Source organism: Ideonella sp., assembly GCF_041914305.1.
GTDB lineage: Bacteria > Pseudomonadota > Gammaproteobacteria > Burkholderiales > Burkholderiaceae_C > Ideonella.
Genome location: NZ_JAYSDQ010000020.1, coordinates 75,100 through 95,093, shown reverse-complemented (window position 1 = coordinate 95,093; position 19,994 = coordinate 75,100). Strand labels below are relative to the sequence as shown.

The window sequence follows — 19,994 nt, the reverse complement described above, 5'->3', positions numbered from 1 at the left end:
TGGTTGAAGATCAGGCGCCGCCGGTGACGGCCGCGGCGCCCTTCAGCATCTCGTGCACGTCGTTGACCATCACTGCCAGGAAGCCCAGCAGCGCGACGTAGTAGATGCCGTATTCCCACTTCACCTTGGCCGACACGTTGTAGTAGGTGGCGGCCTCGGGGCTGTCCTTGCGGTAGGTGATGGCCTTCCAGACCTGCGGCGCGGCCAGCACCGCGATCAGGATCAGCATCGGGCTGGGGCGGTAGTAGAACAGCGCGCCCAGCACCGGCACCCCGAGCAGCCAGATCCGCGGTGACAGCACCGCGGTGATGCGGCCACCGTCGAACGGCGACAGCGGGATCAGGTTGAACAGGTTCAGGAAGAAGCCCGAGTACGCGACCGCCAGCAGCCAGTTGCTGCCCTCGTTGCGCGCCAGGAAGTAGCAGCCGATCGCCCCCATCGTGCCCAGCAGCGGGCCGCCCAGGCCGACATAGGCCTCGGTCTCGGCGTCGTGCGGCATGTCTTTCAGCTCGACCCAGGCGCCGACGAACGGGATAAAGGTCGGCGCGCCCACCTTCAGGCCGCGCTGGCGGGCTGCGATGTAGTGGCCCATCTCGTGCACGAACAGCAGCGCGACGAAACCCACCGCATACCGCCAGCCGTAGACGAAGGCGTAGAGCACCACCGACAGCAGCATCGTGCCGCCGGTGGTCAGCAGCTTGCCCAGCTTGACGCCGGACAGCAGCAGCAAGAGCAGCTTGATCATGGCGCGGTCGTCAGGCCTGCTTCTTGCGCCCGAAGAGCTTGCCGATGGCGGCCAGGCCGCCGATGCCGCCCAGGATGATCAGCTTGGCGAACTTGGCGAAGAACAGGCCGGCCGCGGCCAGCAAGCCCAGCTTCTTGGCGCCCACACCCAGCACCAGCGCGGCCAGGCCGTACTCGGCCAGGTGGTCGGTCTTCTCGTTGAAGTCGCCGTAGCGCTGGCCTTCGTTGAAGTTCAGCGCCGCCAGCATCGCCTGGCCATCGGGCTTGTGCGCCGGCAGGTCTTTCAGGCCGGTCACCAGGTTCATGCTGAAGTAGCCTTCGCGGCCCAGCAGGTAGGTGTTGTAGTTGACGCCCTGGTCGTCGGTGTCGGTCGAGCCCTTCTCGCGCGACGACATGGCCCACACCAGGCGGTGCGTGCTGGCCTCGTAGGCCGGCTTCTCGGCCCAGCCGATGATCTCGAGCGCCGGCACGCCCATCTTGGCGCGCTCTTCGTTCGATTCTTCGGTGCCTTCCTTGAAGCTCTTCAGCAGGTCGTCGGCGTTCCATTCCTTGGCGTCGTCGTCCTTGATGTGGCCCGAGTCTTCGTAGCGCACCGTCATGAACCAGCCTTGCTCTTCGCCCTTGGGGAAGACCAGGCCCTGCAGGCGCGGGTCTTCGCCCGGGTTGCCCATGGCCTGCAACAGTTTGGTGGCTTGCGGATTCGGGATGAAGACGCGGCCTTCGGGCAGCTTCAGCACCGCCTTGTCGAGCAGCTTGATGTCGGTGGGGCCGGACTGGGCGACCTTGGCCGCTTCGTCCCAGGCTTTCTGCCCATCGGGCGGTGCATCGGCCAAGGCGGCGGTGCCGCCGGCGAGCAAGGTGAGTTTGAGTGCCAGGCGCAGCAGCGCGGCGGCGAACGATCGCGTCATGGATCCCTCCCGAGAACCGTCGTTGTTAGAGGCGCGATTTTCCCACGCCGGCCTGTGCCGGCGGCGGGCCGGCCGGGTTTCTACCTGCGTTGCCGCCTCAAGCTGCCAACTACTGAACGACCTGGACCCACCACGCCTGGTTGGCCTGGGCCGGGCTGGCGCAGGGCCATTGCTGCAGCCAGGCGCCGTTGCCGGTGGACCAGTTGTTGTCGTCCAGGCAGGCGTTGCTGTGGGTGAAGACCAGGTGGAAGGTGTTGCCGCCCAGGTGGTCGAGGCGGATGCGCTGGCTGGGGTGTGTGTCGCTGCAGGGTGACTGGATGATGCCGCGGCCCTTGCCAAGGCCGTCGCCGCGCACGCTCAGGCACAGGCCGCTGTTGACCGACACGAAGCTCCAGGTGCCCTGGCCTCGGGCGACCGCTTTCCACTGCTGGTTGGCGCCGCCGACGTATTCCCACTGGTGCACCGAGTCGCCGGGGTTCTTCGACCAGTTCGCCACGTCGGCCACCAGGCCGGTGTGCTGGTTGGTCAGCCGGTAGACCACGCCGTCGACCAGCGGTTGCGCCAGCGCGAAGTCGACCGAGCTGCGCGCCGCTTCGGGCCCGCTGCAGCGCAGGATCTGCTGGTCCAGCGGGCGTTCCACCCGGCAGGTCAGCGACGAGGGCGTTGTGGTGACGATGGCCTGGCTCACGTCGTAGCCGGCCGGGATGAAGACCTCGGTGCTGCCGCTTCGCGGGTCGTGGGCCCAGGTGTACGAGAACGACGTGGCCTGGGTGCGAAAGGCGATCGGCGTGCCGGCCGTGGCGCGGGGAAAGTAGCGCGGGTGGTACAGCTGCGACCGCAGCCGGCCCTCGGCCACGACGCTGAAGTCTTCGGTGTCCCAGCCGTCGAGCTTGGCCGCCGTCCACAGCGGGGTGTAGCCCCACTGCGCGCCGGACATGAAGCGGGCGTCCATGGTGTCGTAGATCGACTCCATGTACCCGTTCACGTGCGCGGTGTTGGCCCATTCGCCCATCTCGCCGAGGAAATGGCCCGAGCCGTTGGCGGCGGCCTGCGCCTGCTGGGCCGCGAAGGTGCCGTCGGGCGAGGCGCCCATCCAGTTCTTCAGCACGTTGGCCGAGAACTCGTAATAGTGCGGTGCCCAGACCGTGTTGTCGTAGCGGTGGGGCTGGCCGTTGGCGTCGGTCCATTGCGGCGCGGCCACCACGGCGGCGTCGGCCGAGGGCTCGTAGAACAGGATCGCGCCCGGGTGACGCTCGCGGATGACGGCCGACGCGCGGTTGTAGACATCCGCCATCTCGTGGTCGTAGCCCCAGGGCTCGTTCATCAGGTCGTAGCCGATCACGTTGCCGTGCTGGGCCATCGCCTCGGCGACCGAGGCGACCATCTCGATGAAGCGGCTCTTGATGCCTTGCGCATCGGCGTGAAAGGCGTGCCAGGTGGCGTGGTAGTTCGCGTCGAGGAACGCGCTGACGCCCCACCAGCCCGGGATCAGGAACTGGCAGCTCGGCCCGTTGTCGGGCTGGTAGCGGGTGAGGTCGGCGGCGATCGCCCACGACGGGAAGCCGTCGCCGCAGCCGTGGTTGGCGTAGCGCGAATACGTGTCCTGGTGAAAGTCGACCAGCACGTAGATGCCGGCGGCCTCGGCCCAGCGGGCGATGGTTTCGTAGGCGCCGAGGTAGCCCGCGTCGTATTGGCAGCGCGTGGGCTCGTAGGCCTCCCAGTTGAACGTCAGCCGGATGATGTTGACGCCCCAGGTCTTCAGCTGCGTCATCTGCGCCGCATCCGACAACAGCGTGAACGGCGGCACCTTGCCGGTGCCGCTGACGTTCATGCCCCTGAGCAGCACGACGCGGTTCTGCGCGTCCTTGAAGTACGGGCCGTCGACATGCAACGGGGCCGGCGCGGCCGGCATGGCCGCATGCGGCGGGGCCGCGCATTGCGCGTGCAACGGCGGGTGGGCCAGGCATAGGCCGGCCGCGGCGAACAGCGCGCGTTGGCGCCACCAAGAGCAGGGCTTGGACGAGCGAGGCATGCAGGGGTCTCCCAAGCCGCCAGACACGCGCCACACGGGCGCCGGCGGCAGGCACCACAGCGGGCAGAACCGGGAACGGGCAGGGCGCGAGCCGTCGGTGGTTCGCGCCTCGGTCTTCCCTCGATATTCTTTTGGTAGCGGCGACTATCTGGTAGTCATCACTACCGTTGCATCGGGACTTACCCATGGCCACCCGCCGGGCCGGGGCGCCGCGGGCCGTGAGGTATCGTCGCCGCCGTGTCACCGCCGCCCCTGTCTGCCACCCCCTCACTGCCCGCGCAACGTTTCGATCGGCTGGACGCCTTGCGCGGCCTGGCCATCGTCTGGATGGCGGTCTTCCACTTCTGTTTCGACCTCAACTACTACGGCTACTTCCAGCCGCGCCAGCGTTTCCAGTTCGACCCGTTCTGGACGGTGCAGCGCACCTGCATCGTCACGCTGTTCCTGCTGTGCGCGGGCATGGGCCAGGCGGTGGCGATCGAGGCGGGCCAGCGCTGGTCGCGCTTCTGGCGCCGCTGGGCCCAGGTGGCCGGCTGCGCGGCGCTGGTGTCGATCGGCTCGGCGCAGATGTTCCCGAACACCTGGATCAGCTTCGGCGTGCTGCACGGCATTGCGGTGATGCTGGTCGTCGTGCGCCTGGTGGCGCCGCGCCTGCTGGCACAAGGCGCGCTGGGTAGCGGCGCGCTGCTGGGCCTGGCGCTGGCGGCGCTGGTGCTGCCGCGGGTGTGGCATGACCCGCTGTTCGACAGCCGCTGGACCAACTGGGTGGGGCTGGTGACGCGCCTGCCGCGCGCCGAAGACTACGTGCCGGTGCTGCCCTGGCTGGGCGTGATGCTGCCCGGCGTGGTGCTCGGCACCTGGCTGCTGAGGCACCGGCGGCACTGGCTGGCCGGCGACGTGCCGGCGGCACTGCGGCCGCTGGCCGTGCTGGGCACCTGGTCGCTGACCTTCTACATGCTGCACCAGCCGGTGCTGATCGGCGCGATCCAGGCCTGGCGCTTCGTCGCAGGCTGAGGGATGTTGGGGGGAGGCGTTGTGGGGGGATGAGGCCCCTAGGCTTCGGGCTACGCGCGGGGTGAGGGCGCTTCTACGATCACGCTCCTTCGCTGCAGCTGCCCCACCGGCCTGCCGCCACCCCAACAAACCCCAGGAGACCCGCTTTGGCTTCACGCAATTCTTCGACCTCGTCGCTGCGCACCCGCGCCGTTCGCCTCGTTGCCGCATTGGCGATGGGGGGCTTCGCCAGCCTCGCGCTGGCCCAAGCGGGGCCATTGCCGCCGGGGGTGGAAGAGCTCGCGCGCTCGCTCGAATCGGCCAAGATCTACCGCGCGCCGAAGGACAGCACGCCGCCCACCACCGCCATCGACCTGACCGCACCCTCGGCCCGGCTGCCGGCGCAGATCGACCAGCTGACGCGCCTGCTGAAGACCTCGGCGCCGAACGTGAAGCCGTCCGTGCGGCTGGCGCTGGCGAATGTGCGGCAGGCCTGGGCTGCTTTCTATGGCGGCGCGCCGGACGAAAGCCTGTCGCACCTGAACGCCTGCCTGGCCGCGCTGCAACCCGCCGAGCAAGCGCTCGACGACGCGGTGGCCGCGGCCGACAGCAGCGCCGACGTGGCGTTGATCGAAGTCCAGCGCCAGCTGAGCCTGACGGCGCAGCGCATCGCCGACGACGTGTACGGCCAGGCCAAGCTGGCCGGTGTCTCGAAAGAGCGGCTGAAGCCCGCCAAGACCGAGCTGGACGCCGGTGACCGCCTGCTCGACGCCGGCTCGCACACCGGCGCCGTCGGCCGCTTTGCCAGCGGCCTGGGCCTGGCGGCGAACACCATCGTGTTCAGCCTCGACCGCTTCGAAAGCAACATCCACGCGACGTTCGACCCGATGTCGGTCGGCAACGCCTACGCCGTGTCGCTGGGCGGCGTGCTGAAGAAGTTCGGCCACCACGGCCAGGCCCGCACCGCGGCCGACGCGCCGGTGCTGGACCAGTCCGACACCAAGCCGATGCACATCGCCAGCGCCAGCAAGCTGCTGACGGCGATCGTGACGATGCGGCTGCTGGCCGACAAGGGCCTGTCGCCGGACACGCCGATCGCCGGCTACCTGCCGAGCAACTGGGTGCTGGGCGACGGTGTCGATCAGCTGACCTTTGCCGACGTGATGACCCACAAGACCGGCTTTGCGCAGAAGAAAGACCAGGTCAAGGGCGAAGACTACGCGCCGCTGCGCGACCGCATCGCGCTGCCGGTGGGCGACCATGGCGCGAAGTACAGCAACGCCAACTTCGCGCTGCTGCGGGTGCTGTCGTCGCGGCTGCAGGGCGCCGACCCGGTGGACTACGCCGAGTTCGATGCCGGTGCCTTCACGACCGCGATGTTCCTGATCAAGGCGCAGTCGCTGTTCGCCTCGGTCGGCGCCTCGGCCTCGTGCCACAGCGAAGACCCCACGCCCACCGTGCAGTACCGCTTCCCGGACACCGGCGCGGCCGGCTACCAGGAGCCGGCCCGCGACCTGAGCTGCGGCGGCTACGGCTGGCAGATCAGCGCGCGCGACTACACCCGCGTGCTGGCCAACCTGCGCTACACCGGCAACCTGATGCCGCCGGCGTCGCTGGCCGAAATGCGCAGCCGCTACCTGGGGCTGATGAGCCCGACGATGTTCTCGGCCTATGTCAACGGCAAGTTCGGCGTCTACCACGGCCACGGTGGCGACTGGAGCCACGGCGAGGGCGGGCTGGACACCTGCGCCTACATGTTCCCGATCGTCGTGGAGGCCGCCGTCTGGGCCAACTCGAATTCGGGCAACTACGGCGGCGTGGGCCACCAGTGCAAGGCCCTGATCAAGGCATTCGACGACGCCTGGGTGCCGAACTGAGCGGTTGAGCCCGCGGGCGGGGCGGCGCGGGCCGCGTGGCGTTGGGGCATGATGCGCGCACCATGACCCAGCGAATCCTCTTCGGCTTCCATGCCGTCACCGTGCGCCTGAAAACCGCGCCGGGCTCCATCACTGAAATCCACGTCGACGCGACCCGCCGCGACGCCCGCATGCGCGGCTTCGTCGAGCGGGCGCGCGAAGCCGGCATGCGCCTCATCGACAGCGACGACGCCCGGCTGTCCAAGCTCGCCGGCAACAGCCGCCACCAGGGCGTGGTGGCGCGCGTCGAGCCGCTGGCGCCCACCCACTCGCTGGACGAGGTGCTCGAAGGCGTCGAAGCTGCCAAGGAAGACCCGCCGCTCGTGCTGGTGCTGGACGGCGTGACCGACCCGCACAACCTGGGCGCCTGCCTGCGCGTGGCCGACGGTGCCGGCACGCACGCGGTGGTCGCGCCGAAGGACCACGCGGTCGGCCTGAACGCGACGGTGGCCAAGGTCGCCTCTGGCGCTGCCGAGACCGTGCCCTACCTGATGGTGACCAACCTCGCGCGGAGCCTGAACGAGATGAAGGAGCGCGGCGTCCGCATCATCGGCACCAGCGACGACGCGACGCAGACGCTGTACGACGTCGACCTGAGCGGCCCGGTGGCGCTGGTGCTGGGCGCCGAAGGCGCGGGCATGCGCCAGCTGACGCGCAAGACCTGCGACGAGCTGGTCAGCATCCCGATGGCTGGTGCGGTGGAAAGCCTGAACGTGTCGGTGGCCGCCGGCGTGTGTCTGTACGAGGCACGGCGCCAACGGCGGGCCAAGGGCTGAAGCAACCATGGGCGCAGCCGCTGACCTGGCCCCGCTGCGCCAGCGCATTCAGCGGGCCGGCCGCATCGCCGTGATGACCGGCGCCGGCATGTCGGCCGAGAGCGGCATCCCGACCTTTCGCGATGCGCGCACCGGCTACTGGGCGCGCTTCGACCCGATGCAGCTGGCCAGCGAGCAGGGCTTTCGGGCCGACCCCGGCCGTGTCTGGCGCTGGTATGCCGAGCGCCGCGAGGGCGTGCGTGCCGCGCAGCCGAACGCGGGCCACCTGGCGCTGGGGGCGTTCGCCCAGCGCCACCCGGGGCGGCTGAGCGTCATCACGCAAAACGTCGACGACCTGCACCAGCGGGCCGGCAACGCCGACACGATCCGGCTGCATGGCGACATCTTGCGCGACCTGTGGCTCGAAGAGTGCCCGCGCCGCGCGCACGGCCGGCCCTGCGACACGGCCTGGGCAGCGCCGGGCGAGCCGCCGGTCTGCGGCGACTGCGGCAACCAGCTGCGCCCGGGGGTGGTGTGGTTCGGCGAAAACCTGCCGCTGGCGGCGTTGACCGCGGCAGAAGAGGCGGCCGACCGCTGCGACGTGATGCTGGTCGTCGGCACCTCGGGCGCCGTGTGGCCCGCGGCGGGCCTGGCCGCGCGCGCCCGCGGCGCCGGCGCCTGGGTGGCGATCGTCAACCCCGAGGCCAGCGAGATCGACGCCGACGCGCAGCAGCTGGTGCGCGGCACGGCGGCCGGCGTGCTGCCACAGTTGTTCGCCGATCAGGCCTGACCCCCGCGCCGGGTCAGCACATCCACTGCAGCACGCCGTCGCCGCGGGCGGCGGCGTCGCGGTAGAACTCGGCCATGCGCTCGAAGTTGTCGAGCAGGTAGGCCAGCGCGTCGTTGCCGTCGCGCACCCAGATCACGTCGGGGTAGATGGCCCGGGCCTGCATGTCCTGCGGGTCGAAGCGTGCCGTCAGCTCGTCGGTCGTCAGGCTGTCGAGCGCGGCGGCCAGTCGCACGACCTGTTCCGGCGTCAGCAGCCGCGCCGGCCCCAGGCCGATGTCGGGCCCGAGCTCGGCGCCGCCGTAGATCGCCAGCGAGAAGGGCTCGCGGCCACCGTCGGCGCGGCCCGTCAACAGGTAGTGCAGGCCATGCCAGGCCTTGTCGACGTCGGTCTCGAAGGGCGGGCCCTCACCGTCGTCGGGTTGCAGATAGTTCTCGATCTCGCCCGGTGCCGCGCGCAGCCGCGCGAGCGTGTCCGGCGCCACGGCCGCAAAACAGACCGCCATGCCCATGTTTTATCCCCTCCAGCGAGCATGGATTATCAAAGGCGCAGCCGGCGGGCCCGCTGCGCGGTGACCACCGAACCGTCAACCATCTTCATCGGTGCCGGGCCCGCCGGACCTTGCGCTGCGCCCGCGCACTCTGTTCAATCGCCGTTGGCTCCCTGGCCAACGCCTGCGTTCGCGGGCCGCCGAGAGGCCCGTGGTACTTCCAGAGCGAAGGAGACAGCATGGCCCATTCAATGGCGGGCTGGCAGCAAGCCCAATCCCTGGCGCTGCGCGCCGCAACCCAGTGGCGGTGGATGGAGGAGGCGGTCACCGGTGGGGCCTTCGCTTCACTCGCCGCGTGGCCCGACGCCTGGAGCCCGCTCGACGCGGTGGCCTCGCGGGCCTCTCCCGCCGATGTCATCGTCGGCACCAAAGGCGATGACAGCCTGGCCGGCACCGACGCTGCCGACCTGATCAACGGCCGCCAAGGCGCCGACACGATGGCCGGCGCGGGCGGCCACGACGTCTATGTCGTCGACAACCTGGGCGACGTGGTCGAGGAGGCGGCGGGCGGCGGCATCGACACCGTGCTCTCGCGCGTCAGCTACAGCCTGGCGGCCAACATCGAGAACCTGCGCTTGACCGGCGCCGACAACCTGCAGGGCACCGGCAACGAGCTCGACAACTTCATCTCGGGCAACCAAGGCAGCAACCAGCTGCAAGGCGCAGAAGGCCGGGACACGATCTACGGTGGCCGTGGCAACGACAGCCTCGATGGCGGCGCGGGTGCCGACCTGATGGTGGGCGGCGAGGGCGACGACACCTTCAACGTCGACGATCCCGGCGACGTCACGGTGGAGCTGCAAGGCGGTGGCAACGACACCGTGTACGCCACGGTCACCTGGACGCTGGCGCCGCACATCGAGAACCTGACCCTGGGCTACGCCTACACCCAGATCGATGGCTACGGCAACGCGTTGGACAACCTGATCGCCGGCGGGCCCACCGTCAATCTGATCGACGGCGGCGCCGGCAACGACACGATCACCGGCACCAACGATCTGAGCCCCTATGTCGCCGACACCTTGATCGGCGGCGCGGGCGACGACTCGATCACGGGCGGCGGCCTGCTGGGCAACGACCTCGTCTACGGTGGCACCGGCAACGACACGCTGACGGGCTCGAACGCTAGCTTGTACGGGGAAGACGGCAACGACTACCTGCAGGGTGGCCAGATGGATGGCCACCACGCACCCGGCAACATCGTGTCCGGCGGCGCGGGGCAGGACACCCTGCTGGGCGGCGGCAGCATGGATGGTGGCGACGGCGACGACTGGCTCGAGTCGGGCATTTTTGTTTCCGCCGTGGGGGGTGACGGCAACGACACGATCTCGGGCATCGGCGGCGGCGGGTACTACGATTTCAGCCTCGATGCCGGTTCAGGCGATGACGTGATCGACATCTCGGCGTTCAGCAAGCTCACGCTGCAAGCCGGCAGCGGCAACGACAAGATCGATTGCTACTACATGCGCCAGGCCAGCCTCGATGCCGGCAGTGGTGACGACGAGGTGACGCTCAGCGGCGGCGCTGGCGAGCCCTACGCCGTGCAAGGCGGCTCGGGCAACGACACCATCCGGGCGGATGGCTTCGGCGGCAGCGTCAATGGCGGCGTTGGCGACGACTGGGTCTTCGCCGCGGCCAGAAATGGCCTGGCGGCCGAGGCCAGGGGCGGGCAGGGCAACGACACGCTGACCGGCGGTGGCGGCCTGGCCACCTTGATCGGCGGCGACGGCCACGACACCTTCGTGCTCACCATGAAGGAGGTGCTCTACGAGGACATGCTCGCCGTCCGCGATTTCTCGGCCGGTACCGACCACCTCGAGGTGAGCCAGGCCAGCCTGGGCGTCGGCAACGGCGACCTGCAGGTCGACGGGGCCACGACGATCGATGGGCCGGGTGGCTTCGACAGCAGCGCCGAGCTGGTGATCGTGGCGGCCGACATCTTCGGCGACCTGTCGCTCGATGCCGCGGCGGCGGCCATCGGCAGTGCGAACCAGGGCTACGCGGCCGGCCAGACCGCGGTCTTCGTCGTCGACAACGGCGTGGACTCGTGGCTGCTGTACTTCGAGTCGTCGGGCAGCGATGCGGCGGTCAGCGCCGCCGAATTGAGCATCGCCGCTCGGCTCAACCAGAGCGTGGGCGTGCAGGTGGGCGACGTCACCTGGAGTGCGTGACCCGGGTCGCGGCGCGTCACCGCTCGACCGCCGCGTAGACCATGTTCATCAGCAGCGAGCGGTAGTGGTCGCGCTGCTTGACCGACTGGATCATCAGCACCACCCACAGATCGGTCTTGGGGTCGACCCAGAACAGCGTGCCGGCCGCGCCGCCCCAGTGGTAGGTGCCGGGCTCGGACGGGTTGACCGCTTCGCCCGGCGCCAGCCGCACGGCAAAGCCCAGGCCGAAGCCGTAACCCGGGCCGGGCAGGTACAGCGGTGTGCGGGCGATGTGCGGGCTGACGTGGTCGCTGGTCATGAAGGCGATCGTCTTCGGGCTCAGGATGCGCTTGCCGTCCAGCGTGCCGCCGTTGCGCAGCATCTGCACGAAGCGGGCGTAGTCCATCGCGGTGGACATCAGCCCGCCGCCGCCCGATTCGCCCTTGCGCAGCACCCGCGGGTCGCCCATGTCGGCGTTCAGCCCCAGGTTGCGGTCGTGCTCGAAAGGCTCGGCGATGCGGCCGAATTTCTTGCGGTCGGTGACATAGAACGAGGTGTCGTTCATGCCCAGCGGGTCAAAGAGGCGCGCCTTCAAGAAAGCGCCCAGCGACTGGCCCGACACGACCTCGATCACGCGGCCCAGGATGTCGGTGGAGTGGCCGTAGTCCCAGGTGCTGCCCGGCTGCGCGGCCAGCGGCAAAGTGGCCAGCCGGTCGGCGAACTGGGCGTTGTCGAGGTCTTCGAACAGCTTGGCCTGGTCGTAGGCGGTGCGCACCAGCGAGTTGCCGAAGAAGCCGTAGGTCAGGCCCGAGGTGTGGCGCAGCAGGTCTTGCACCGTCATGCTGCGTTGGGTGGGCACCAGCTCGAGCGTCGGCTTGCCGTCCGGGCCTGGCTTCTCGACGCCGACCTTCACCTTGCCGAAGGCCGGGATGTACTTCTCCACCGGGTCGTCGAGCTTCAACTTGCCGTCTTCGACCAGCATCATCGCGGCCACGCTGGTGACCGGCTTGCTCATCGAGTAGATGCGGAAGATCGCGTTGCGCTCCATCGGGATGCCGGGCTCCGGGCCCAGGTCGCCGACCGCGTCGTACTGCACCACCTTGCCGTGGCGCGCGACCATCAGCACCGCGCCGGGGATCTTGCCGTCCTGCACGCCGGCCATCAGCATGGCGGTGATGCGCTGCAGCCGCTCGGTCGACAGGCCCTCGGCCTCGGGCTTGCTGCGCGGCAGCTCGGCCGCCTGCAACGGCGCCAGCAGCAGGCTGCCGGCCAGGCACAGCGCCGTGGCCAGGGTCTTGAAATGCCTCATGGGGTCTCCTGCGGGCGCCGTGCGCTGGGTGGTTCGAAGGGCGCAAAGCATCGCACAGCCCATGCCTGCCAAGCGGGCGGGTCGGTTACTAACGGGTTACCGAGAGCGTCGGGGGCCAAGCACGCGGGCCCGCCACCCCGATCCAGAGAACTCGCGGCGCAGGCGTGGGGCTGGGCGGCCCGGCGGCGCTCTCACTACACTGCCGGCATCACCCACTGACCGCCCCACCACCATGTCCGTCACCGCCGTCTCGCACCCGCTGGTGCGCCACAAGATCGGCCTGCTGCGCGAGGCCGACATCTCGACCAAGAAGTTCCGCGAGCTGACCGGCGAGCTGGCCCGCTTGCTGGCCTACGAGGCCACCGCCGACTTCCCGCTGGAAAAGGCCACGATCAACTGCTGGAGCGGGCTGACCGAGATCGAGCAGATCGCCGGGCGCAAGGTCACCGTCGTGCCGATCTTGCGCGCCGGGCTGGGCATGCTCGACGGCGTGCTCGACATGATCCCGAACGCCAAGGTCAGCGTGGTGGGCCTGAGCCGCAACCACGAGACGCTGCAGCCCGAACACTATTTCGAGCGCTTCGTCGGCAAGCTCGAAGAGCGCACCGCGCTGATCATCGACCCGATGCTCGCCACCGCGGGCTCGATGATCGCCACCGTCGACCTGCTCAAGCGCCGCGGCTGCAAGGACATCCGCGCGCTGGTGCTGGTGGCCGCCCCCGAGGGCATCGCCGCGCTTGACAAGGCCCACCCCGACGTGCGCTGCTGGACGGCCGCGATCGACCACCACCTGAACGAGCTCGGCTACATCATCCCGGGCCTGGGCGACGCCGGCGACAAGATCTTCGGCACCAAAGATGAGGGGACACTTTGAGCCCCACGCCCCCTGTTGCGGGGCGGTAAGTTGAATCGGAGTTGAGGATGGGCAGCAACAACTGGTATTCGCGTTTCGCCAAGTCGGCCGCGCGTTTTTGTGGCCGGCCCCGGGTGTTCACGTTGGCGGTCGCGGTGATCCTGGTCTGGGGCATCACGGGCCCGCTGTTCGGCTTCAGCGACACCTGGCAGCTGGTGATCAACACCAGCACCACGATCATCACCTTCCTGATGGTGTTCCTGATCCAGAACACCCAGAACCGCGACACCGAGGCCATCCAGATCAAGCTCGACGAGCTGATCCGCGCCACCAAGGGCGCCCACAACGCGCTGCTCGATCTCGAGGAGATGGACGACGAGATGCTCAACGAGTTTCGCGCCCGTTACGCGCAGCTGGCCGGCGCTGCGCGCAAGATCGTCGAAGAAGGCGGCCCGGACACCGGCACGCCCGAACCCTGACGACTCAGTTGCACTGACACAGCACGACTGACCCTACTTGTCGAGTAGGTAATCCCTCCCTATTTTGTGGGGTGCCGCTGGGCGAGGGCGAGCATATGATCCACGCCGTAACGCCAGTTTCAGGTGCTCACCGAAGCGCCATGGCTGGTGAGGGAGTGCCAATGCAAGAAGCTTTTCGCCAAAGTAGCGAGAGCTCGTTGTCGGTTGCAGTTGCCCCCGTCTATGGGTCGGCCATTTCGCCGAAACGAGTTCTCTTAGTCGACGACCACGAGTTGGTTCGCGTCGGCGTCAAATCGATGTTTGTCGAGCTGGACGGTACGCCCATCGTCTGGCTGGACGCCAGTTCGCTTCAAGAAGCGCTGAGCGTCTATGCCAGTGACGAGGGGATCGATGCCGTGCTGCTCGACCTCAACCTCGCCGACTGCAAGGGCCTGCAAGGCCTGCGGCAGTTCATCCACGCCTATCCGGCCGCGCGGATCGCTGTTTTCAGCGGCACGCAGGACGAATTCGTCGTGCGCCAGGCGCGGGCGCTGGGGGCCGTGGGCTATGTGCCCAAGGGGGCCACGGTGAGCGAGGTCAAGAACACGCTGGCGTCGCTGTTGTGGCCGCAGCGCAGCCGGGGCCAGATGGCCGCCGGCCCGCTGTTCCCGCGCTTTCCGGCCTCGGCCATGTATGACCGCGTGGCCGAGCTGGGCTCGCGCCACCTGGACATCCTCGAGCAGGTGCTGTCGGGCTGCAGCAACCAGGAGATCAGCACCTCCACCGGGCTGTCGCTGGGCACCGTCAAGAACTACGTGTCATCGCTGTTGCTGGCGCTGGACGTGAAGTCGCGCTCGCACATGATCAGCCTGTTCCGCTGACCACCGCGGTACCCGGTTCACCCTGGTGAGCGCTCTGCTGCGCAGCGCCGGCCCGCCTGTCGCCGCCTCGATGCCGGCGCCGGCGGCCGACTATGTCGCCGTGTCCGGCGGCGGCGCTGTCGTGCCCGGCGATGTGGGGCCTGCCCACACCGAGCGGCGCGCCGTCGAGCGGCGCCTGCGCGACGCTGCGCTGCAGGCGGTGGCCAGCGGCACGCCGATCTCTGCGGTGCCGCTGCTGTTGCTGCTGCCCGGCCTGCTGGTGCTCAAAGGCGCCACCGCGGTGGCGCTGGGCGCGGCCTTGTGCGCCGGCCTGCTGGGCCTGGCTTGGTCGGCGTTCGCGTGGGTGGTGAGCCGCCGTGCCGGCGGCATCGGTGACACGCGCCAGCAGCGCCTGGTGATCGGCGCGCTGGCGGCCGGCTGCGTGGCGGCGACGCTGCTGCTGGCCAGCCTGCCCGATCGGGCGCAGGGGCTGCATCCGCCTTTTGCGCCGGCCTTGCTGGTGCTGGCCACGCTGGCGCCGCTGGCGGCTTTCGTGCTGGCGCCGATGCAGGAGAGCCGGCTGCCGGTAGCGTTGCTGATGATGATCCCGTCGGTGCTGGCGGTGTGGCCCGACGGCGGCGGCATCGACTGGTTCGAGCTGCTGGCCTGCCTGGCGCTGGGCGCCGGCTCGACGCTTTTGGCGGGCTGGCGCGCGCGCCACTGGGCCGAAGACCAGCGGGCGCTGATCCGGCGCGACGATCGCATCCGCGAGCTCGAAACCGCCTGCGACCAGGCCCGCCGCGCCGAGCAGGAGAAGACACGCTTTCTCGCCTCGGCCAGCCATGACTTGCGCCAGCCGATGCATGCGCTGGGCTTGTTCGCCGCCACGCTCGAAAAGCGGTTGATCGGCTCGGCCGAAGAGCCGCTGGTGCACAACGTGATGCGCTCGGTCGACGGGCTGGAGCGCTCGTTCAACGTGATGCTGGACGTGTCGCGGCTGGACGCCGGCACCATCGACCCGAACATCCAGCACTTTCCGCTGCGCGACCTGTTCCGCCGCCTGCACATGCAGTATTCCGGTCAGGCCGAGCAGGCGGGCCTGGGCCTGCGCTTTTCGCCCGGCGGCAAGTCGGTCAGCAGCGACCCGCAGCTGCTGGAGCGCATCCTGGGCAACCTGATCCAGAACGCGATCAAGTACACCGACGCTGGCGGCATCGTGGTGGTGGCGCGCAGCACCGCCACCCACGTCAACATCGAGGTGTGGGACACGGGGGTCGGCATCTCGGCCGACGACCTGCCGCGCGTGTTCGACGAGTTCTGCCAGGTCGGCCACGACCGGCGCGCCCGGGCGCAGGGCCTGGGCATGGGGCTGGCGATCGTCAAGCGCCTGGCCCGGCTGCTGGGGCACCGGCTGAGCGTGCGGTCGCGGCCCGGCGGCGGCACGATGTTTCGCATCGGCATCCAGATCGGCGGGCTGCCCGGCATCCAGGACGCGACCGCCGCCGCCGACACGTTGCCAATGCCGATCCTGGAGCCGTGCTCGGTGCTGGTCATCGACGACGAGGCGCCGATCCGCGAGAGCCTGCGCATCCTGCTCGAGGAGTGGGGCTACGAGGTCGTCTGCGCCGCCACCGCGCAGCAGGCCGAGGCGGCGGTGCACACGCTGCAGCTGCCGCCCGACCTGATCCTCAGCGACCTGCACCTGGGCCCGGGGCCCGACGGCATCGCCGCGATCGACGCGGTGCGGCGCGTCTACGGCTACGAGGTGCCCGCCATCCTGGTCACCGGCGACACCTCGCACGAAGAAATGCGCCGCGCCACCGACAGCGGCCACCTGGTGCTGTTCAAGCCGCTGCAGGCCCGCAAGCTGTTCAACGCGCTGCACGGCCTGGGCCGCTGAAGGCCGCGGCGCGATGCGCCGCCCCCCCTCGGATTGAAATGACTTTCGGCTACTGCGCGGCGCGCGGTCGGCACCTAGAGTGGCCGCACGAACAAAAGGATCGTGCGGAACCAGGTATGCCTGACTTCGACGTGGAGTCACTGTTGTCGCCTCTGGCGGGTGACGCCCCTTGCGGCGCCGACCTGGAGTACGACCCTGCGTTTCTCGCGCTGCAGGCCGCCGGCAGCGGCCGCGCCGAGCAGCAGTATGGCGACACGGTGATCGCCGCCGAAGAGCCCGACTGGCCGGCGGTGCACGAAGGCGCCTTGCAACTGGCCGGGCGCACCCGCGACCTGCGGCTGGCCGTCTGGCTGGCCCGCTGCGGCGCCCGCCTCGACGGCTGGGCCGGCGCCGTGCGCGGGCTGCAGATGGTGCGCGGGCTGCTCGAGCGGCACTGGGACCACGTCCACCCGCAGCTCGATGCGAGCGAGAACAACGACCCCACCGCACGCCTGAACGCGCTGATGCCGCTGGTGCATGCCGAGGGCCTGGCCGACCTGCGCGCGGCCGTGCTGACCGGCGCCCGTGGCGGCCCCACGGTGCGCCAGGTCGAGCTGGCCACCGGCCGCGCCGACGCGCTGCCCGGCGAGGCGGTGCCCACGGCGCAGGGGCTGGACGAAGCGCTGGCCGCCGCGGCGGCGCAGTCACCCGCGCTGGCTGCAAGCTGGCAGGCCGGGCTGGCGGCGGTGCAGGGCATCGAGGCGGCGATCGACCAACACGCGCCGGCGCAAGGCCCCGATTTCGCCCCCTTGCGCAAGCTGATGCAGTACGTGGCCGAAGCCGGCGGCCAGGCGGCGCAATCCAGCGCGCCGGCAGGGCAGGACGCCGCAGTGAGCGGGCCGGCAGCGCCGAACGGCCCGGCCGCCGCCGCCATGCCCGCCGGCATCGGCTCGCGCGAAGACGCGATCCGCGCGCTGACCCGCGTCTGCGAGTGGTTCGAGCGCAATGAGCCCGGCCATCCGGCCCCGCTGCTGATCCGCCGCGCGCAGCGGTTGATGAGCAAGAACTTCATCGACATCGTCCGCGACCTGGTGCCCGACGGGGTCAGCCAGATCGAGCGGCTCGCCGGCATCGGCAACGAATAGGCCCGACCTCACAGGCCACCCACCAGGAGCTCGTTCATGGCAACCAGCAGTCAGAAATTCATTGCCCGCAACCGCGCCCCGCGGGTGCAGATCGAGTACGACGTGGAGCTGTACGGCGCCGAGAAGAAGGTGCAGCTGCCGTTCGTGATGGGCGTGCTGTCCGACCTGTCGGGCAAGCCGGCCGAGCCGCTGCCGCCGGTGGCCGACCGCAAGTTCCTCGACATCGACGTCGACAACTTCGATGCCCGCATGAAGGCGATGAAGCCGCGCGTGGCGTTCCCAGTGCCCAACACGCTGACCGGCGAAGGCAACCTGGCGGTTGAGATCACCTTCGAGAGCATGGACGACTTCTCGCCCGCCGCGGTGGCGCGCAAGGTCGACGGCCTGCGCCAGCTGCTCGAAGCGCGCCAGCAACTGGCCAATCTCATCACCTACATGGACGGCAAGACCGGCGCCGAGGGCCTGATCGCCAAGGTGATCAAGGACGAGGCGCTGCTCAAGTCGCTGGCCGCGGCGGTGCCGAAGCCTGCAGCCGAGAACCAGTGAACGACCAGCCCCCCAGCGGAGACCGACCATGGCCGAAGAAACCCTAGTCCAGCAGAACGCGCTGAGCGGCATCGAGTACGAAGGCGGCGAGTTCGCGTCGCTGCTGAACCGCGAGTTCAAGCCCAAGACCGACGACGCCAAGACCGCCGTCGAAGCGGCGGTGCTCACCCTGGCGCAGCAAGCGCTGTCGCAGACGCAACTGATCGGCAGTGACGTGATCATGTCGATCGAGGCGATGATCGCCGAGCTCGACAAGAAGCTGTCGCAGCAGATCAACGCGATCCTGCACCACCCCGACTTCCAGCAGATCGAAAGCGCCTGGCGCGGGCTGCACCACCTCGTCAACAACACCGAAACCGACGAGATGCTGAAGATCCGCGTGATGAGCATCAGCAAGGCCGATCTCGGCAAGACGCTCAAGCGCTACAAGGGCACGGCCTGGGACCAGAGCCCGCTGTTCAAGAAGGTCTACGAAGAAGAGTACGGCCAGTTCGGTGGCGAGCCCTTCGGCTGCCTCGTCGGCGACTACTACTTCGACCACAGCCCGCCCGACGTGGAGCTGCTGGGCGAGATGAGCAAGGTGGCCGCCTCGGCCCACGCGCCGTTCATCGCCGCGGCCAACCCCTCGCTGATGCAGATGGGCTCGTGGCAAGAGCTGGCCAACCCGCGCGACCTGACCAAGATCTTCACCACGCCCGAGTACGCCGCGTGGAAATCGCTGCGCGAGTCCGACGACGCGCGCTACCTGGGCCTGGCGATGCCGCGCTTCCTGGCGCGCTTGCCCTACGGCGCCAAGACCAGCCCGGTCGAAGAGTTCAACTTCGAGGAAGAAACCGCCGGCGGCGACCACGCCAGCTACACCTGGGCCAACTCGGCCTACGCGATGGCGGTCAACATCAACCGCTCGTTCAAGCTCTACGGCTGGTGCACGCGCATCCGCGGCATCGAATCGGGCGGCGCGGTCGAGGGCCTGCCGGCCCACACCTTCCCGACCGACGAGGGCGGCGTGGCGATGAAGTGCCCGACCGAGATCGCGATCAGCGACCGGCGCGAGGCCGAGCTGGCCAAGAACGGCTTCATGCCGCTGGTGCACCGCAAGAACTCGGACTTCGCCGCTTTCATCGGCGCGCAGTCGCTGCAAAAGCCGTTCGAGTACGACGACCCCGACGCCACCGCCAACGCCAACCTGGCCGCGCGGCTGCCGTACCTGTTCGCCTGCAACCGCTTCGCCCACTACCTCAAGTGCATCGTGCGCGACAAGGTGGGCTCGTTCAAGGAGCGGGCCGACATGGAGAAGTGGCTCAACAAGTGGATCATGAACTACGTCGACGGCGATCCGGCCAACTCGTCCGAGATCACCAAGTCGCAAAAGCCGCTGGCAGCGGCCGAGGTGACGGTCGAAGAGATCCCCGGCAACCCGGGCTACTACTCGTCGAAGTTCTTCCTGCGGCCGCACTACCAGCTCGAAGGGCTGACAGTGTCGCTGCGGCTGGTGTCCAAGCTGCCTTCGCAGAAGCAGGCGTGACGACCCCTCACTGACCCATCCGTTTCCCGCCCCGTTCGCTGAAGCCAGGGGCCCGTTCCCACGCACCCGACGATTCCATCAAGGAGAGACCCATCATGACGATCGACACCCACCTGAAGCTCGCTGGCGTTGAAGGCGAATCCACCCACAAGGACCACAAGGGCGAAATCGACCTGCTGGCCTGGTCGTGGGACGTCCGGCAGGAAAGCACCGCCGCCTCGGGCTCGGGCTCGGGCAAGGGCAAGGGCATCCCCGGCCAGATGGTCTTCGCGCACTACTACGACAAGGCTTCGCCGGTGCTGGCCAAGAACTGCGCCAATGGCAAGCACTTCGACTCGGCCATCATCACCTGCCGCAAGGCCGGCGAAGGCCAGCTCGACTTCCTGAAGATCACGCTCAAGCAGGTGCTGGTCACCTCGGTCGCCCCGTCGGCCAGCAGCGGCGGCGAGATCTCTGAAAGCGTGGCGCTGAGCTACGCCGACATCGAGTTCGAATACAAGCCGCAAGACGAGAAGGGCGCGCTGGGCGGCGCCGTCAAGTTTGGCTGGAACGTCGCGACCACCGAAACCCGCTGATCGCAGGGG

At 69.1% G+C, this 19,994-nt stretch carries 18 protein-coding genes; 13 read left to right on the top strand and 5 right to left on the bottom strand.

All coding sequences use genetic code 11. From position 1 onward, the window contains the following. Positions 1-10: 10 nt before the first annotated feature. The 3 genes from ACE3SG_RS23345 to ACE3SG_RS23335 all read right to left on the bottom strand — a co-directional run bounded on the left by ACE3SG_RS23345 (position 11) and on the right by ACE3SG_RS23335 (position 3,684). The gene (locus ACE3SG_RS23345; RefSeq protein ID WP_374568629.1) at positions 11-745 is read right to left on the bottom strand and encodes a site-2 protease family protein; all 735 of its coding nucleotides are present in this window, start codon (positions 743-745) and stop codon (positions 11-13) included. A 10-nt stretch (positions 746-755) separates the two neighbouring features. Next, the gene (locus ACE3SG_RS23340; RefSeq protein ID WP_374568628.1) at positions 756-1,652 is read right to left on the bottom strand and encodes a DUF2167 domain-containing protein; all 897 of its coding nucleotides are present in this window, start codon (positions 1,650-1,652) and stop codon (positions 756-758) included. 109 nt (positions 1,653-1,761) lie between these two features. Next, positions 1,762-3,684 (bottom strand): cellulase family glycosylhydrolase, encoded by a 1,923-nt coding sequence (locus ACE3SG_RS23335; RefSeq protein WP_374568627.1) that lies wholly within the window; start codon positions 3,682-3,684, stop codon positions 1,762-1,764. A gap of 237 nt (positions 3,685-3,921) precedes the next feature. On the opposite strand from ACE3SG_RS23335, the gene ACE3SG_RS23330 reads away from it, so the two are divergent. From ACE3SG_RS23330 to ACE3SG_RS23315, 4 genes are all read left to right on the top strand, one after another. After that, on the top strand, positions 3,922-4,698 hold the full coding sequence (locus tag ACE3SG_RS23330; protein WP_374568626.1) for a DUF1624 domain-containing protein: 777 nt from the start codon (positions 3,922-3,924) through the stop codon (positions 4,696-4,698). 146 nt (positions 4,699-4,844) lie between these two features. Beyond that, positions 4,845-6,554 carry a serine hydrolase domain-containing protein gene (locus ACE3SG_RS23325; protein ID WP_374568625.1) on the top strand — a complete coding sequence of 570 codons (1,710 nt, stop codon included), beginning with the start codon at positions 4,845-4,847 and terminating at the stop codon, positions 6,552-6,554. Positions 6,555-6,616: 62 nt separating this feature from the next. After that, entirely contained in the window at positions 6,617-7,369 is a 753-nt protein-coding gene (rlmB, locus tag ACE3SG_RS23320; RefSeq protein WP_374568624.1) for a 23S rRNA (guanosine(2251)-2'-O)-methyltransferase RlmB, read from the top strand. A 7-nt stretch (positions 7,370-7,376) separates the two neighbouring features. Continuing rightward, the gene (locus ACE3SG_RS23315; RefSeq protein ID WP_374568623.1) at positions 7,377-8,138 is read left to right on the top strand and encodes an NAD-dependent protein deacylase; all 762 of its coding nucleotides are present in this window, start codon (positions 7,377-7,379) and stop codon (positions 8,136-8,138) included. 13 nt (positions 8,139-8,151) lie between these two features. On the opposite strand, the gene ACE3SG_RS23310 is transcribed toward ACE3SG_RS23315, so the two are convergent. Then, positions 8,152-8,640 (bottom strand): YfbM family protein, encoded by a 489-nt coding sequence (locus ACE3SG_RS23310; RefSeq protein ID WP_374568622.1) that lies wholly within the window; start codon positions 8,638-8,640, stop codon positions 8,152-8,154. A 224-nt stretch (positions 8,641-8,864) separates the two neighbouring features. Between ACE3SG_RS23310 and ACE3SG_RS23305 the strand changes: the two genes are divergently transcribed. Beyond that, entirely contained in the window at positions 8,865-10,856 is a 1,992-nt protein-coding gene (locus tag ACE3SG_RS23305) for a calcium-binding protein (RefSeq protein WP_374568621.1), read from the top strand. Positions 10,857-10,872: 16 nt separating this feature from the next. Here ACE3SG_RS23305 and ACE3SG_RS23300 read toward each other — a convergent pair whose 3' ends face one another. After that, a complete protein-coding gene (locus ACE3SG_RS23300; RefSeq protein ID WP_374568620.1) occupies positions 10,873-12,144 on the bottom strand; it encodes a serine hydrolase domain-containing protein in 1,272 nt (423 codons plus the stop codon). 232 nt (positions 12,145-12,376) lie between these two features. Here ACE3SG_RS23300 and upp point away from each other — a divergent pair, with 232 nt between their 5' ends. From upp to ACE3SG_RS23260, 8 genes are all read left to right on the top strand, one after another. Then, positions 12,377-13,018 (top strand): uracil phosphoribosyltransferase, encoded by a 642-nt coding sequence (gene upp, locus ACE3SG_RS23295; protein ID WP_374568619.1) that lies wholly within the window; start codon positions 12,377-12,379, stop codon positions 13,016-13,018. A 47-nt stretch (positions 13,019-13,065) separates the two neighbouring features. Beyond that, positions 13,066-13,476, top strand: coding sequence for a low affinity iron permease family protein (locus ACE3SG_RS23290; RefSeq protein WP_374568618.1), 411 nt, complete (start codon positions 13,066-13,068; stop codon positions 13,474-13,476). A gap of 95 nt (positions 13,477-13,571) precedes the next feature. Beyond that, positions 13,572-14,336, top strand: a complete 765-nt coding sequence (locus ACE3SG_RS23285; RefSeq protein WP_374568655.1) for a response regulator — start codon at positions 13,572-13,574, stop codon at positions 14,334-14,336. Between the two features lie 25 nt (positions 14,337-14,361). After that, the gene (locus ACE3SG_RS23280; protein WP_374568617.1) at positions 14,362-16,215 is read left to right on the top strand and encodes an ATP-binding protein; all 1,854 of its coding nucleotides are present in this window, start codon (positions 14,362-14,364) and stop codon (positions 16,213-16,215) included. A gap of 116 nt (positions 16,216-16,331) precedes the next feature. Continuing rightward, positions 16,332-17,339: a type VI secretion system protein TssA gene (gene tssA / locus ACE3SG_RS23275; protein ID WP_374568616.1), complete on the top strand. Its 1,008-nt coding sequence runs from the start codon at positions 16,332-16,334 to the stop codon at positions 17,337-17,339. Positions 17,340-17,375: 36 nt separating this feature from the next. After that, the gene (gene tssB / locus ACE3SG_RS23270; protein ID WP_374568615.1) at positions 17,376-17,885 is read left to right on the top strand and encodes a type VI secretion system contractile sheath small subunit; all 510 of its coding nucleotides are present in this window, start codon (positions 17,376-17,378) and stop codon (positions 17,883-17,885) included. A 28-nt stretch (positions 17,886-17,913) separates the two neighbouring features. Then, positions 17,914-19,410, top strand: a complete 1,497-nt coding sequence (gene tssC / locus ACE3SG_RS23265) for a type VI secretion system contractile sheath large subunit (RefSeq protein WP_374568614.1) — start codon at positions 17,914-17,916, stop codon at positions 19,408-19,410. Between the two features lie 95 nt (positions 19,411-19,505). Further along, positions 19,506-19,985: an Hcp family type VI secretion system effector gene (locus ACE3SG_RS23260; RefSeq protein ID WP_374568613.1), complete on the top strand. Its 480-nt coding sequence runs from the start codon at positions 19,506-19,508 to the stop codon at positions 19,983-19,985. The last annotated feature ends 9 nt before the right edge of the window (positions 19,986-19,994 follow it).